Source organism: Streptosporangium sp. NPDC002544, assembly GCF_040295965.1.
Classification (GTDB): Bacteria; Actinomycetota; Actinomycetes; order Streptosporangiales; family Streptosporangiaceae; genus Streptosporangium.
Genome location: NZ_JBEOWJ010000024.1, coordinates 30527 through 45919, shown reverse-complemented (window position 1 = coordinate 45919; position 15393 = coordinate 30527). Strand labels below are relative to the sequence as shown.

13 protein-coding genes are annotated in these 15393 nt (G+C 70.5%); 2 read left to right on the top strand and 11 right to left on the bottom strand.

Translation table 11 applies throughout. From position 1 onward, the window contains the following. Positions 1–3: 3 nt before the first annotated feature. The 10 genes from ABT061_RS31110 to thrC form a co-directional block, all read right to left on the bottom strand. Complete coding sequence (locus tag ABT061_RS31110; protein ID WP_350924650.1) at positions 4–1224, bottom strand: carboxylate--amine ligase; 1221 nt, start codon at positions 1222–1224, stop codon at positions 4–6. Continuing rightward, positions 1221–1904, bottom strand: a complete 684-nt coding sequence (locus tag ABT061_RS31105) for an L-threonylcarbamoyladenylate synthase (RefSeq protein WP_350924648.1) — start codon at positions 1902–1904, stop codon at positions 1221–1223. Before ABT061_RS31105 ends, ABT061_RS31110 begins: the two co-directional genes overlap by 4 nt. A gap of 98 nt (positions 1905–2002) precedes the next feature. Beyond that, positions 2003–2857: a peptide chain release factor N(5)-glutamine methyltransferase gene (gene prmC / locus ABT061_RS31100; RefSeq protein WP_030906627.1), complete on the bottom strand. Its 855-nt coding sequence runs from the start codon at positions 2855–2857 to the stop codon at positions 2003–2005. A gap of 9 nt (positions 2858–2866) precedes the next feature. Next, positions 2867–3919 (bottom strand): peptide chain release factor 1, encoded by a 1053-nt coding sequence (prfA, locus tag ABT061_RS31095; protein ID WP_350924646.1) that lies wholly within the window; start codon positions 3917–3919, stop codon positions 2867–2869. 110 nt (positions 3920–4029) lie between these two features. Beyond that, positions 4030–4248, bottom strand: a complete 219-nt coding sequence (rpmE, locus tag ABT061_RS31090) for a 50S ribosomal protein L31 (protein WP_343975689.1) — start codon at positions 4246–4248, stop codon at positions 4030–4032. Positions 4249–4443: 195 nt separating this feature from the next. Further along, a complete protein-coding gene (locus ABT061_RS31085) occupies positions 4444–5088 on the bottom strand; it encodes a response regulator transcription factor (protein ID WP_350924643.1) in 645 nt (214 codons plus the stop codon). A 12-nt stretch (positions 5089–5100) separates the two neighbouring features. Then, a complete protein-coding gene (locus tag ABT061_RS31080; RefSeq protein ID WP_350924641.1) occupies positions 5101–6420 on the bottom strand; it encodes a sensor histidine kinase in 1320 nt (439 codons plus the stop codon). A 129-nt stretch (positions 6421–6549) separates the two neighbouring features. After that, complete coding sequence (gene rho / locus ABT061_RS31075; protein WP_350924639.1) at positions 6550–8574, bottom strand: transcription termination factor Rho; 2025 nt, start codon at positions 8572–8574, stop codon at positions 6550–6552. 466 nt (positions 8575–9040) lie between these two features. After that, positions 9041–10018, bottom strand: a complete 978-nt coding sequence (gene thrB / locus ABT061_RS31070) for a homoserine kinase (protein WP_350924637.1) — start codon at positions 10016–10018, stop codon at positions 9041–9043. A gap of 272 nt (positions 10019–10290) precedes the next feature. After that, positions 10291–11349, bottom strand: a complete 1059-nt coding sequence (gene thrC, locus ABT061_RS31065) for a threonine synthase (RefSeq protein WP_350924635.1) — start codon at positions 11347–11349, stop codon at positions 10291–10293. A 237-nt stretch (positions 11350–11586) separates the two neighbouring features. On the opposite strand from thrC, the gene ABT061_RS31060 reads away from it, so the two are divergent. Further along, positions 11587–13143, top strand: coding sequence for a glycosyltransferase family 2 protein (locus tag ABT061_RS31060; protein WP_350924633.1), 1557 nt, complete (start codon positions 11587–11589; stop codon positions 13141–13143). Between the two features lie 26 nt (positions 13144–13169). Here the strand turns inward: ABT061_RS31060 and ABT061_RS31055 are convergent, their stop codons facing one another. Beyond that, a complete protein-coding gene (locus ABT061_RS31055) occupies positions 13170–14495 on the bottom strand; it encodes an MFS transporter (protein WP_350924631.1) in 1326 nt (441 codons plus the stop codon). Between the two features lie 94 nt (positions 14496–14589). Between ABT061_RS31055 and ABT061_RS31050 the strand changes: the two genes are divergently transcribed. Beyond that, positions 14590–15387 carry an SAM-dependent methyltransferase gene (locus ABT061_RS31050; RefSeq protein WP_350924629.1) on the top strand — a complete coding sequence of 266 codons (798 nt, stop codon included), beginning with the start codon at positions 14590–14592 and terminating at the stop codon, positions 15385–15387. Positions 15388–15393 lie beyond the last annotated feature (6 nt).

The window sequence follows — 15393 nt, the reverse complement described above, 5'->3', positions numbered from 1 at the left end:
TCTTCACATGGATGACGGTTTCCGGCCGGAGAACCGCGCGATCACCCGCCGCGCGATCGGACGGGCGCTGCGAACGGCCGTGGCCAGTCCCGGGAGAGGATCGTCGGCGGCGAGCCAGGCGAACTCCCTCCCGCCCCCCTCAGGGATCTGGTAGGCGCGCCTCGCGCGTCGATAGGCGACCCGGGCAGGAACGTCCAGGTTCTCGACGATGATCCTGCGCCCTTCCACCTGTGTTCCCGGCGGGACCGCCTGGCCGGTCAGCGTCAGGTAATGGGCCCGGATCACGTCGATCCCCGCGTCGGTTTCGAACAGCCGGAACTGCGCTCCCACCCGAGGGTTGAAATCAAGAAGCTTGTACTTTCCGTCACGGTGGTCGAGCCGCCAGTCGAGATCGGCGACGCCCGCGTAGCCGGTCTCCTTGCAGAGCCTGGTGGTCAGGCTCACCAGCTCCGGGTTCGCCACCGAGTAGGCGTACGTCGTCACCCCCACGTGCGGCGGCCACGACCGTACCTTCACCCCGGTGAAGGTGACCACCGCGTTCCCCTGCGCGTCACAGCAGACGTGGGCGATCCAGTCCGTCGACTCCGAGCGCGGCAGGTACTCCTGGACGAGCGTGTACGGCGCGGCCGGCCATGTCGCGGCCAGCTCGCGCAGCTCCAGCGGCGTCTCCACCACCGTGGAACGGCTGACCGCCGGCGCGGCCAGCCGGAGCCACGGTTCGGAGTTCTTGAGCACGACGGGAAAGGTGAGCTCCCCGGCGATCTCGTCGATCTGGTCGAGCGAGGTGATCAGCCGTGACTCCGGAACCGGTATGCCGTGGCGCCGGCACAGCCGGAACATGTCGTGCTTGCTGGCCAGCAGGCGCGGCAGGTCACGCGGGACCGGCGGCAGCAGAAGGTGCTCGGACAGGATCTCCGCGTGCTCGGCGAGCAGGATCGCCGCCTCGTCGTCCGTCGCCACGGCCACCGCCCTTCCCGGCAGCGACGCGGCGATCTCCCGCAGCCCCCGCACAAGATGCTCAGCGGGCTCGGCCCCGGTGGTCGGCCAGACGATCTGGCCGGCCCGGTAACGGGAGAGCGCCGCCGCGGTCAGGCGACCCTCGGCGATGACGTGAACAGCGACCCCGAGCCGTCCCAGCGTCCGCACGACGCCGACCGCCCCGTGGTGAAGCGGGTAGTGCCCGATCTTGACGAGAAGGACGGGAACGCTCGGGTCCACGTTCACCCGCCGGACTCTGTGCCACCGTCAGGCTCGGGACCAGCGTCGGTGGCGACGTAGCCGATCACGCCGCGCAGTTTCTCCACCGCGACCGCCCCGCGCCGCAGCAACCTGGGCACCGCGGTGGTCAGGTCCAGGATCGTCGAAGGGGTGTCGCTCTCACACGGCCCGGCGTCGAGATAGACCGACACCGAGTCGCCGAGCTGCTTCTCCGCGTCGGCGGCGCTGGTCGCGGCGGGGGCACCGGAGCGGTTGGCGCTGGAGACGGCCATCGGACCGGTCTCCTTGAGCAGGTCGAGGGCGACCGCGTGCAGCGGCATCCGGATGGCGACGGTGCCCTTGGCGTCCCCCAGGTCCCAGGAGAGCGACCGGTTCGCGCGGCAGATCAGCGTGAGCGGCCCCGGCCAGAAGGCGTCGACGAGATCCTGGCCGTACGGACCGAGGTTCTCCACCAGGGCGTTGGCCGCCCGGACGGTCCCGACCAGCACAGGCACCGGCATGTCACGGCCGCGCCCCTTGGCCTCCAGCAGGGCGGTGACCGCGGCGGGTGCGAAGGCGTCTGCGCCGATACCGTAGACGGTGTCGGTCGGCAGCACCACGAGCTCCCCCCGCCGCAGGGCGGACGCGGCCTCTACCAGGCCCGCGGCGCGCTGCTCGGCATCGATGCAGTCAAAACGTCGGCTCACTGTGCCTCCTCAGGATCGCTCGCTACGCGCATTCGCGTACCTCCTCGTCCACCGGCACGTCACCGACGGCCAGGATCCCCTCGCTCACGGCGTGCATCCTATTCCTGGCCGAAGCGGGCGGTGACGAAGCGGTCCCTGCGCGTCAGGTCCTGGCGGCTGCGGACGTCGCGCCAGCCGTTCTCCTCAGAGAAGATCAGATAGACCGGGGTGCCCTGCTGATCGGCGTGTTCCACGGCGACGAAGCCACCGGGGCGCAGCAGGCGCCTGGCGGTCCTTTCGACGGCCCTGACCTCGTCGAGGCCGTCGCTGCCCGACCCGTACAGCGCACGGTGCGGATCGTAGTCGCGGACCTCGGGGTCACGGGGGATCGCGCCGGGCGGGATGTACGGCGGGTTGGAGACCACCAGGTCGACCTGGCCGTCCAGCTCGGAGAGGGCGTCGGCCAGATCCTCCGGGTGCAGGTGGACGCGGCCCTGACCGTGCTCGATGATGTTGCGCTTGGCCCAGCCGTAGGCGTCCGGGTCGACCTCGACCGCGTGCACGGTGGCCAGCGCGACCTCCTGGGCGATGGACAGCGCGATGGCGCCGGACCCGGTGCCGAGATCCACGACCACGGGCGAGGCGACGTCCATCTCCCGCAGCCTGTCGATCGCCCAGCCCACCACGATCTCGGTCTCCGGGCGCGGCACGAACACCCCCGGCCCGACCTCCAGGGACAGGTAGCGGAAGTAGGCCCGCCCGGTGATGTGCTGGAGCGGCTCGCGGGACTCCCTGCGGGCGACGCCCTCCCAGAACAGGGCGTCGAAGTCGGAGTCCTTCACGGTGTGCAGCTCACTGCGCCGTACACCGTGCACACATGCGGCGATCTCCTCGGCGTCGGTGCGCGGCGACGGCACACCTGCCTCGGCGAGCCGGGCGGTGGCGAGGGCGATCTCGTCCAGCAGAAAGGTCATGGGCGCGTTCTATGAATGGTTGGCGAGCTTCTCCGCCATCTCAGCGTTGAGCAGGGACTGGATGACGGCCGTGAGATCCCCGTCGAGCACCTGGTCGAGGTTGTACGCCTTGAAACCGACGCGGTGATCGGAGATGCGGTTCTCGGGAAAGTTGTAGGTGCGGATGCGCTCGGAGCGGTCGACGGTGCGGATCTGGGACTTGCGCTCGGCCATGGCGGCGGCGTTGGCCTCCTCCTCGGCGATCGCCTGCAGGCGGGCCCGCAGGATGCGCATGGCCGACTCCTTGTTCTGGAGCTGGCTCTTCTCGTTCTGGCAGGAGGCGACCACCCCGCTCGGGAGGTGCGTGATCCGCACAGCCGAGTCGGTGGTGTTGACACTCTGACCACCGGGACCGCTGGAGCGGTAGACGTCGATGCGGAGGTCGTTCGGGTCGATCTGGACGTCGACGTCCTCGGCCTCCGGGTAGACGAGCACCCCGGCGGCGCTGGTGTGGATGCGCCCCTGGGACTCGGTGACCGGCACCCGCTGGACGCGGTGCACACCGCCCTCGAACTTGAGCCTCGACCAGACGCCCTCGTCGCCCCTGGCTTTCAGGGCGATCGTGACGTCCTTGTAACCGCCGAGGTCGGAGTGGGTGGCGTCGATGAGCTCGGTCTTCCAGCCGATCCGCTCGGCATACCGCAGATACATCCGCAGGAGGTCCCCGGCGAACAGCGCGGACTCCTCGCCGCCCTCGCCCGCCTTGATCTCCATGATGATGTCCTTGTCATCGTTGGGATCACGCGGGACGAGCAGGTGCCTGAGCTTCTCCTCCAGCTCGGGAACCCGCGCTTCGAGCTCCTTGGCCTCCTCCGCGAACGCCTCGTCCTCCGATGCCAGCTCCCTCGCCGTCCCGAGGTCTGCCTGGACGCCCTCGAGCTCGCGGTAGGTGTTGATGATCGGGGTCAGCTCGGCGTAGCGCCTGCCGAAGGTGCGTGCCTGCTTCTGGTCGGCGTGCACGGAGGGGTCGGCGAGCTTGAGTTCCAGCTCGGCGTACTCACTGAGCAGCTCGTCGAGGTTCACCGTGCGTCCTTCCTTGAAAGCCCTTCTAAGCCTGCCTCATCACCACGAACGCCGACTCGGGCACCCCCCTTTCGCGGGAGGGTCGTTCCGAGCCGGCGTCGGGATGGGGGCTACTGGCCCGTGGACTTCTTGCCGAAGCGCTTCTCGAAGCGCGCCACCCGGCCGCCGGTGTCCAGGATCTTCTGCTTGCCCGTGTAGAAGGGGTGGCAGGCGGAGCACACGTCGGCGTGGATCACGCCGTTCTTGGCGGTGCTGCGGGTGGTGAAGGAGTTACCACAGGTGCACGTCACCTGAGTGGCGACGTACTCCGGGTGGATGTCGGGCTTCATGTCGTCTTTTCCTCTCCAAAACGCGGCCGCCGGGTCGCCACTGTCTCTCGCCGATGAGGCTTGCGCGCTGGCACACCGAGGTGCGCGCGGGCGGGAACCGGAACCGCTGCGGTTCGGCTACCAGTGTGCCAGATCCTGCAACCATCCCAGGCCACAAGACATTCCCCGCCCTGGAGAGACCGGGGCTGCGGGCGTTCACCTGCCCAGATACGCGAGCACGGCGAGAACCCTGCGGTGGTCGTCGGTGGCGGGCTCCAGGCCGAGCTTGCCGAAGATGCCGGAGATGTGTTTCTCCACGGCGCCCTCGGTGACGAGCATGCGCCCGGCGACCGCGGCGTTGGAACGGCCCTCCGCCATCAGGGCCAGCACCTCTCGCTCCTTCGCGGTCAGCGACTCCAGGGGGTCTCCCCTGCGCTGGCGGCCCAGCAGCTGCCCGATCACCTCCGGATCGATGACCGTTCCCCCGGCGGCCACCCGGCGCACCGCGTCGAGGAACTCGGCCACGTCCGCTATCCGCTCCTTGAGCAGGTAGCCGACCGCCGCGGCGCCACCGCCGATCAACTCCGTGGCGTACTGCTCCTCGACGTACTGCGACAGCACCAGGATCGGCAGCCTCGGCCGCCGGCTCCTGGCCTCCAGGGCCGCGCGCAGTCCCTCGTCGGTGTGCGTCGGCGGCATCCTGACGTCGACGATCGCCAGGTCCGGATCGTGCTCGACGATCGCGGCCACCAGTCCCGGGCCGTCGCCCACGACCCCGACGGTCTCGATGCCCCCGTCGGCCAGCAGCCTGGCCAGCCCCTCGCGCAACAGCACCGAGTCTTCGGCGATCACCACCCGCATGTGTTCAGGCCCTCACCATTCGCAGGGCAGCTCGGCCCTGATCATCGTGGGGCCGCCGAGCGGGCTGTCGACGCTCAGGGTGCCGTCGATGGTCGCCGCCCGGTCGGCCAGCCCGGCGAGACCGCCTCCGGGCCGCGGCACCGCGGCGCCGACCCCGTTGTCGTAGACCTCGACGATCACCCGCTGCTCCTGCCGGCTGACCCGGATGGACGCCTCGGTGGCCTCGGAGTGCTTGGCCAGGTTGGTCAGGCACTCGGCCACGACGAAGTACGCGATGCTCTCCACCGCCGGCGGGGGCCGGTGCGAGACCTCCACCGCCAGATCCACCCGTACGGGCGCGCGCGCGGCGAGCGACGACAGGGCGGCGTTCAGCCCCCTGTCGGTGAGGATCGCCGGATGGATGCCCCTGGCGAGGTCACGCAGCTCGGCGATGGCGGCCTTGGTGCCCCTGTGCGCCTGGTCGAGGAGCTCCCGGGCCGCGGTCGGGTCGGAGTCCAGCTTGGCCTGGGCCCGGCCCAGGTCCATGGCCACCGACAGCAGCCGCTGCTGTGCGCCGTCGTGCAGGTCACGCTCGATCCGGCGCCGCTCGGCCTCGGCCGCGTCCACCCCACGGGCCCGGCTGGCCCGCAGGTGCGCGGCGCGGGCCGCCAGCCGGTTCTTCTCCCCCGTGCCCAGCAGGGCGGCGCCGAGCAGGCCGTGCAGCCAGGCCATCCCCCGGGTCGCGTACAGGGCCGCGAGCAGGAACCCGATCCCGATCAGCATGCACAGCAGCGCCTTCGGCCCGCTGTCGATCGGCAGCTCGCCGATGGGGGTCATCGGCTCCCCCACCAGCAGCAGAGGCAGTGGCGCCACGGTCAGGCCGAGCCCGAGCGTCCACAGGACCGCCGAGACCGTGAACTCCCCGATCCCGATCGGCAGCAGCAACAGCAGGTAGAGCAGATCCTTCCAGGTGGCGGGGTCGACGAACATGTCCTTCCAGCGCAGGAACAGGTTGTCGCCCTCCGATGGCCGGTAGGGGCTGGGGATGTCGACGCCGAAGGCCAGCCGGAGGAACCGGCGCTCCAGCATCGCCACCCCCCGCCAGGCCAGCATGGTCAGGGCGAGGAGCGGCAGCCCGATCCACACGATCACCAGCGCCAGGGAGAGCGGGATCACCGAGGCGAGGAACGCGAACCAGGCGAGGCCGTGGAACAGGCTCACCAGCAGGTAGGGAACGGCCCGCCAGGTCATCGGGTCGACGAACATGCCGAGGGGACCGTTCGGCCCGAAGGGCACGCGCCGCCGGAGCGGCGTCCTGACCACGGGCGTGCTCACCACTGTCTCGGCAGTCACGCGCCCCCCTGTCGTCCGCGAAGATGCGTCCTGAAGTAGGGATATCCCGAAGACCCGGGTCAGACAAGCGCTTTGGAGACGCCGAACGCCCCGGCCTGAGGGCCGGGGCGTTCAACGTGCGGTGAACGGTCAGTCGCGCTCGGAGCTGACGGTCGTCTTCTGCACCTGGAGCAGGAACTCCGCGTTGGACTTGGTCTCCCTCATCTTCTCCAGGAGAAGCTCGAGAGCCTGCTGCATGTCAAGGGCGTGCAGCACGCGGCGGAGCTTCCAGATGATCTGGAGCTCGTCCTTGCCCATGAGGATCTCCTCCTTGCGGGTGCCGGACGCGTCGACGTCCACCGCGGGGAAGATCCGCTTGTCGGCAAGCTGCCGGTTGAGCTTGAGCTCCAGGTTGCCCGTGCCCTTGAACTCCTCGAAGATGACCTCGTCCATCTTGGAGCCGGTCTCGACCAGCGCGGTGGCGAGGATCGTCAGCGAGCCGCCGTTCTCGATGTTGCGGGCGGCACCGAAGAAGCGCTTCGGCGGGTAGAGCGCGGTGGAGTCGACACCACCGGACAGGATGCGGCCGGAGGCCGGGGCCGCCAGGTTGTAGGCGCGGCCCAGACGGGTGATCGAGTCGAGCAGCACGACCACGTCGTGGCCCAGCTCCACCAGGCGCTTGGCGCGCTCGATGGCGAGCTCCGCGACCGTGGTGTGGTCCTCGGCCGGGCGGTCGAAGGTCGAGTGGATGACCTCGCCCTTCACCGACCGCTGCATGTCGGTGACCTCTTCCGGACGCTCGTCCACCAGGACGACCATCAGGTGGCACTCGGGGTTGTTGTGGGTGATCGCGTTGGCGATCGCCTGAAGCACCATCGTCTTGCCCGCCTTGGGCGGGGAGACGATGAGACCACGCTGGCCCTTGCCGATCGGCGCCACCATGTCGATGATCCGGGTGGTCAGGATGTTCGGCTCGGTCTCCAGGCGCAGGCGCTCCTGCGGGTAGAGCGGGACGAGCTTGTTGAAGTCAGGGCGCTGCCGCGCCTGCTCCGGGTCCATGCCGTTGACCGTGTCCAGGCGGACGAGCGCGTTGAACTTCTCACGGCGCTCGCCGTCGCGGGGCTGGCGGACGGCGCCGGTGACGACGTCGCCCTTACGCAGGCCGTTACGGCGGATCTGGGCCAGCGAGACGTAGACGTCGTTGGAACCCGGCAGGTAACCGCTGGTCCTGACGAACGCGTAGTTGTCGAGGATGTCGAGGATTCCGGCGATCGGGATCAGCACGTCGTCGTCGCCCACCACGGGCTCGTTGCTGTCGAAGCGGTCGCGGCCACGGCGGTTGCGCTCGCGGAACCGGCCGCGGCGGCCGCGACGGTCGTCGTCGTCGCCCACGCCGTGCTGGTCGCTGCGGTCCTGCGGCCCCCGGTTCTGCGGGCCGCGGTCGCCGCGGTCTCCACGGTCGCCGCGCTCACCGCGGTCGCCGCGCTCGCCGCGGTCGTTGACCCGCTCACCACGGTTCTGGCCGGCGTCGCCGGCGCGGGAGTCGGTGCGCTGGTCTCCGCGCTGGTCTCCGCGCTGGTCGCCGCGGTTGTCGCCACGCTCGCGGCGGTCGTTGACGCGCTCACCGCGCTCACCGCGCTCGCCGCGCTCACCGCCACGGCCACGACGCTCACCGCGCTCGCGGCGGCTCTCGCCACGCTCGCCGCGGCCCTCGGCCGGGACGGCGTCGATGGTCTGCTGCTCCACGACAGGCTCGGGAGCGACGACGGCGGCCACGGGCTCGGGAGCGGGCGGCGCCTGCTCCACAACGGGCTCGGCGGCCACGGCGGGGCGGGAACGTTCCCTGCGGGTGCGTGCCGGACGCTCGACGACCGGCTCGGCCGCGGCTGCGGGGACGGCTACGGCCGGAGTCTCCTTGGCGGTGACGGGAGCCTGGGCACTCTCGGCGGAGACGCCCTGCTTCTCCTGGATGGCCGCGATGAGCTGGCTCTTGCGCATCCGCCCTGTCCCGCTGATGCCGAGACCGGAGGCCATGGCCTGCAGTTCGGGCAGCACCATGGCGGACAGGCCGGTGCCGGAGCGACGGCGCGGCTTGGCCGCGGGGCGGGTGGGGGTGTCGCCGGACGTCGGCGCCGTGCCGGTGACGTCGGAGAGGAGTTCGGTGGTGTCGCTCACTAATGGGTCCTTCCCAGGGGTCGGGCGTGGCCATGATCAGCCAATCGTCCCGGTGGTGCGATCGACCCGGTGGGACAGACCGGGTCGGGTTGCACGTTGCGATCCTCGACGGCCCATGGAGAGCCGCCGCCACTGTCGGAGAAGGGCTGATCCAGGCCGTCACCATCGAGAATCGCCGACGGTGGGACTTGGAGGACACCCCCCCGGATTGCTACCGGCAACCAGATGTCGAGGTAGATCGAACGCGCATGTCCCCTAAAACGCCGCCTCTTCGTTGCCCCAGCCGAATGTGGAGCATTCGGAGGCGACGGATTCGGGGAGGCCACTGCGGCGATCACGCCTCACGGAGTGAGACATGATGCAGCGATGTGTGGCTGACAAGCACGCACCCAACGCGGGGCACCTGGTGCGGCTATCAGCCTAACATCACCAGCGCACACAGCTATTCCCTGAAGGTCGAGAGATGTCAGCGTGTCTCAGGAGAAACAACACGGGCACCCCGGGTTTCGACATCCAGTGGCCGGATGTGCCAGTCATTACCCACTTCTGCTGCGATCAAATCCTGCGTATTCACGGTCGAAAACGCAAGAACCGTGGGCCCCGCTCCCGAAACGACCGCGGCGACGCCCGCCCCGCGCAGCCGCCGTACCAGATCGGCGGTGAGCGGCATCGCGGGCGCGCGGTAGTCCTGATGGAGGCGGTCCTCGGTGGCGGCCAGCAGGAGTTCCGGTTCCGGCCTGGCCGTCAACGCCGCGACCAGCAGCGCGGCCCGCCCCGCGTTCGCGGCGGCGTCGGCGTGCGGCACCGCCTTGGGCAGCAGCCCCCGGGCGACCTCGGTGGACAGCCGGTACCCGGGGATGAGGACCACGGGCCTGACGTCGGAGTGCGGGAGCAGCCGCACCAGGTGCGGCGCGCCCGTTCCGTCCGTCCACGCGACGGTGAGCCCGCCCGCCAGGCACGGCGCCACGTTGTCGGGATGGCCCTCGATCTCGGTGGCCAGCGCGAAGACCTCGTCGTCGGTGAACTCGGGCCGCGCCCCCGGCCGGTGAGCGGGGGCGGAGCCGTCCTGACACGGGGTGGTGGCCAGCGCGCGGGCGGCGATGATCCCGGCGCAGATCGCGGCCGAGGACGACCCGAGGCCGCGGGCGTGCGGAATGCGATTGAGACAGCGCAACCTGATCCCGGGCGGCTGCCCGAGCCCCATCCGGTCGAAGGTCGTGCGCATCGTGGTGACGATGAGGTGCCCCTCCCCCTCGTCAAGCTCGCCGGCGCCCTCTCCGTCGACCTCGATGACGACGCTCCGGGAGCCGGAGCCCCCCGAGGGCTCGAACAGCTCGACCTCGACCTCGTCGTGGAGGCCAAGTGCCAGACCCAGCGTGTCGAATCCCGGGCCGAGGTTCGCCGAGGTCGCGGGGACCTGGACGGTCACCTTGCCGCTGATCATAGATCTCCCGGGGCACGGCTCGATGGCGTGGCCATGGCGGACAAGTGGCTTCTCCTATCTGCCCGGTTCTGTGGGATTTCCAGGTGCGATACCGGGGCGGTCGCGGCGTGCCGGGTTCACTGGGCCCCGCCCCTCGGATCTTCCGCCCATCGTGGCCGGGCGGTGCCCCGCCATGTTGCCGCCGGTCACCGCGGAACACCACGGCTCCCTCCGCCGTCCCGCGGGGTACCGCCCGACCGGCCCTCGCCACGACAGGATCCGTGGCACAGGACCTAGGCGAGTTCGAGGGCGATGGCCGCGGCGTGCGCGTCGATCGGGATCGTCACCGGGGCGGGGGCGCCCGAGATGGCCCAGTCGGGGTCCTTGAGGCCGTTTCCGGTCACCGTGCACACGACGCGCTGCCCCGGCTCGACCAGGCCCTGGCTGTGGGCCTGGAGGAGGCCCGCCACGCTGGCGGCGGAGGCGAGCTCGACGAAGACGCCCTCCTCCTGGGCGAGCAGCTTGTACGCGGCGGCGATCTGGCGGTCGGTGACGGCCTGGATGACGCCGCCGGACTCGTCGCGGGCGGCCTCGGCGAGCCGCCACGAGGCGGGGTTGCCGATGCGGATCGCGGTGGCGATCGTGTGCGGGTGGGTCACCGGCGCACCGTTGACGATCGGCGCGGAACCGCTGGCCTGGAAGCCGAACATGCGGGGCGTCCTCGTCGCGATGCCGTCGCCCGCGTACTCGGTGTAACCCATCCAGTACGCCGAGATGTTGCCCGCGTTGCCGACCGGGATGCAGTGGATGTCGGGAGCGTCCCCGAGCGTGTCGACGATCTCGAAGGCGGCGGTCTTCTGGCCCTGGAGCCGGAACGGGTTCACCGAGTTGACCAGCGCGATCGGGTAGTTCTCGGAGAGCTTCCTGGTCATCTCCAGGCAGTCGTCGAAGGATCCCTCGACCTGGAGCAGCCGGGCCCCGTGGACCAGCGCCTGGGCCAGCTTGCCCATCGCGATCTTGCCCCGGGGCACCAGCACGGCGCAGGTCAGGCCCGCGCGGACCGCGTAGGCGGCGGCGGAGGCGCTGGTGTTGCCGGTGGAGGCGCAGATGACCGCCTTCGCCCCGTCCTCGACGGCCTTGCTGATGGCCATGGTCATGCCACGGTCCTTGAAACTTCCCGTCGGGTTGAGGCCCTCGACCTTCAGGTAGACCTCGCAGCCGGTCAGCGCCGACACCCGGTTCGCCGGGACGAGCGGGGTGCCGCCCTCCAGGAGCGTGACGACGGGCGTCGCCGTGGTCACCGGAAGTCGGTCACGGTACTCCTCGATGAGGCCACGCCACGCCCTGGTCATGATTGCTCCTCCCGCGCGCGGCCAATCCGTGCGCGTGCTACCTGCGGTGTTGGAAAAAGAGTCTACGGGCAACCTGTTCAGCCTTGGGATGCGCTGTCCACCGAATGGACACCCGGGGCGTCCTGCCTACAGGAAACCCTAAGAATGGGCCGGTAGGGTCTGCGGAGCTTGACAGGCCTTGACAAGCGATGGGCCGAACACTTGACGGGCTACGAACCAGACAAGGGGTGCCACATCATGACGGGCGGCGCGGCGGCGGACCTGCCACCGATCCGGCACAACGACTACTCCCCCCTGGACCCGCCCGCGCTCGGCGCGTGGGATCCGGAGCTCTCGGTAAGTGTGATCATCCCAGCCCGCGGCGGACAGCACAGGCTCGATCTGACCCTCGCCTCCCTGGCGGCGCAGACCTACCCGGATCACCTCATGGAGGTGATCGTGGTCGACGACGGCAGCGAGCCCGCACTGCGGCTGCCGGAGATCGTCCCGCGGGGCACCAGGCTCGTGACCACCGACCCCTCGGGCTGGGGCATCGCCCACGCGGTGAACACCGGCGCCGCCCTCGCCGACGGGCGGATCATCCAGCGCCTCGACGCCGACATGGTCATCTGCCGCGAACACATCGAGGCGCTGGCCCGATGGCACCATCTGGCCGGTTACCTGGTCACGATCGGCGCGAAGAAGTTCGTCGAGGAGCCGTCGCTGACGGCGGCCCAGGTGCACGACGGTGTGCGTGCGGGCCGGCTGGAGTCCGTCTTCGACCTGGCGGACGCCCTGCCCAGTTCCACCGAGCAGACGATCTCCCGCACCAACGGCCTGCGGGCCAGCCGCAACCCCTACCACGTGTGCACGGGGCCGACGGTCTCCATGCGGCGCGAGATCTTCCGCGCCGTGGGCGGGGTGGACGCGGAGGTGTTGCGGGGCGAGGACACCGAGTTCGCCTACCGGCTGGCCGCGCACGGCGTGGTCTTCATCCCCGACATGAAGGCCCAGGCCGTGCACCTGGGACTCCCCGCCCAGCGCCGCAACCGGCAGCGGGCGGTACAGGTCGTCGCCCCCTACCTGGCCCACCGGGTGCCGCTCCGCCGCGACCTGCGCAAGGACCGTGGCCGCCACTGGCTGGTCCCGTACGTGGAGGTGGTGCTCGGTGCCGAGGGGCCGGGGGAACAGGTGCGCGAGGCGGTGAGCGCGGCACTCGACGGGTCTCTCGGCGACGTGGTCGTCACCCTGGTCGCCCCCTGGTCGAAGCTGTCCGCGGACCGCCGGCCGGTGCTGGACGACCCTCTGTTCGACCTGCGGCTGCTGCGTGAGCACTTCGCCCACGACGAGCGGGTGCGATTCGCCGACGAGGTCTCCGAAACCCCCGCCCCGATCCCGTTCCGCTATACCGCTCCGACCTCGGTCCCGCTGGGGCGTGACTCGCTGGAACGGATGATCACCGCGATGCAGGGCGACCGTTCCGGCATGCTCGTCGTCGATCTCGGCGCCGACGGCGAGGCGACGCTGGAGCGGACCGAGGCGCTGGGCCGGGCGAGGCTGCTCGGCGCGGACGACGTCGCCGCCGTCGCCGCCTCGGTCAGGGCCACCCACGGTGTACGGCGCGGGGCGCGGCCGGAGTTCTGGCCCGCCGAGACGGCGCCCCCCGCCCCGTCCGCGCCCCGGCCCCAGGCTCCGGCCCCCGAGCGGAAGAGCGCGCCGCAGGCGGTGAGACAGGGCGCCGGGCAGGGGCGGCACCAGGCCCGGGGCGGGTGGAGCACGCTCCTCGGCAGGCTCCGCACCTCCCTCAGGAACTGAGCCGTACCGTCGCCGGTCGGGGCGGATCAGGCCGGGACGCCCACGCTCTCGCGGCTTTCCGGCAGGGGCGTGACCCGGCGCCGTACGACCAGCCCGAAGGCGACGACGAGCAGGCCGAGCGTGCCCGACACCACGAACGGCGCGGCCGGGCGCCAGGCGTCGTAGAGCAGGCCGCCCAGGGCGGAGACGGTGAGGATGCCCAGGGCGCCGCAGAGGGTCTGCACCCCGTAGGCGGAGCCGCGCACCCCGGCGGGTGCCTGCTGGGCCAGCAGCGGTCCCGCGGTGGTTATCCCGGCGATCTCCCCCAGGCCGATGAGCACGGCCACCAGCATCATCCCGGAGCCGAGTGGGTCGCTGATCAGCAATGTCGACAGATAGGACAGCGCCGCGACGGTCTGGGCGAGGATGACCACGTCCTGGCGCCGCATGCGATCGCCCAGCCAGCCGAACAGCGGGGCGGCGAGCACGGCCACGGTCTGCGCGACACCGACCACGGCTCCGGCCCTGGCCAGGGCCTCCGCCCCGGACATGCCGCGCTCGCTCGTGGCGTGGTCGACGACCCACAGGGACAGGAAGCCGGCGACCACCGCGAGGTCGGCGCGGGCGACGAACGCCGCCGCGTACGACAGCGCCACGCCGGGGTCGCGGGCGAGCGTGACACCCTCCCTGACCAGGCGGGGCAGCGGGGGGCGCTCGGGGGCACCGGGGACCCCCTCCTTTGACAGGGTGAACCACATCAGCGCGGCGACCGCGAGAACGGCCGCGGCGATGATCAGGAAGGAGGCTCGGGCGGCGCCGGCCGGGGCCATCCCCCCGTCCTCGAGGATCTTGGGCAGGCGGATCAGGCCGAGCACCGCGAGCATCGCGCCCAGCCCGCTGAACAGGCCGATCAGGCCGTACGACTTTCCTCTGGAGCCGTTGCGGACGTAGTCGATCGCCACCGTGGACAGCATCGCGCTGAGGGCGGCCACGCCGAGGGCGAAGATCACCCGCAGCACCACCAGGACCGTCGCGTTCGCGGCGAAGGGGAAGAGCGCGGTGCCCAGCGCGCACAGCACGAACCCGGCCACCACGATGGGCCGGCGACCGTGCCGGTCGGCCAGTGCCCCGTACCAGGCCAGGCTGGCGATCATCGCGATCTCGGCGGCCACGCCCAGGAGGCCGACGACCTTGCCCTGGTCCGCCTTGCCCACTCCGAGGACGGCGCCCAGGATGTAGGGCTGCGCGGCGGGCAGGAAAGAGATGATCATAGTCGAGGCGAACGCCATGGACAGGCAGGCCCACATGTTGCCGCGGCCGATGCCGTCGGCGAGCTGGAGGCCAAGGACACGGCGCGGGGGGGTGACGGCCATGGCGCGATCCTGCCAGTTCCGGTAGAGCTTCTCCAATGGTCCGAATGACTATGATCCATACAATTCAAGAAATATCCCCATAAGGGAGCAGGGTGTGACCGACCAGATACCCAAGGGTGTTCAAACCCACATTCCTAACGTCGCACGTATGTACGACTACTATTTAGGGGGTAAAGACCACTTTCCCGCAGACCGGGAGGCTGCGGAGAAGGTTCTGGAGGTCATCCCCGAGGTCCGGCACAGCGCCCGTTCCAACCGCGCCTTCCTCGGCAGGACCGTCGGTTTCCTCGCCGGATCGGGCATCCGCCAGTTTCTCGACATCGGTGCCGGCCTGCCCACCCAGAACAATGTGCACCAGGTCGCGCCCGACGCGCGGGTCGTCTATGTCGACAACGATCCGACGGTCCTGGTTCACGGCCGGGCGATTCTCGGCAAGAACGAGAATGTGACCATAGTCGAGGGCGACGTACGCCGGCCGGAGGAGATTCTGGAGCACCCGGACGTGCGCGCGGCCATCGACTTCGACCAGCCGGTGGGGATACTCCTGCTGGCGATCATGCATTTCGTTCCCGACCAGGAGGACCCCCTCGGCATCATCGCCACCCTGCGCCGAGCCATGGCCCCCGGCAGCCACCTCGTCCTGTCCCACGTCGCGATCGACGCGCGCCCGGAGGCGGCGGAGGGGGTCACCCAGGTCTACGACGGGGCCTCCTCACCCTTCGTCGCCCGTACCGGCAAAGAGATCATCCGTCTGTTCGAGGGTTTCGACGTGGTCGAGCCCGGCATCGTCAACCTGCCCGAATGGCGCCCGGAACCCGGCACCACCGTGCCGTACCGGGACATCGGCTCCTACTTCCTGGGCGGCGTCGGCACCGTCGGGAACGAACGCTGACCGGCG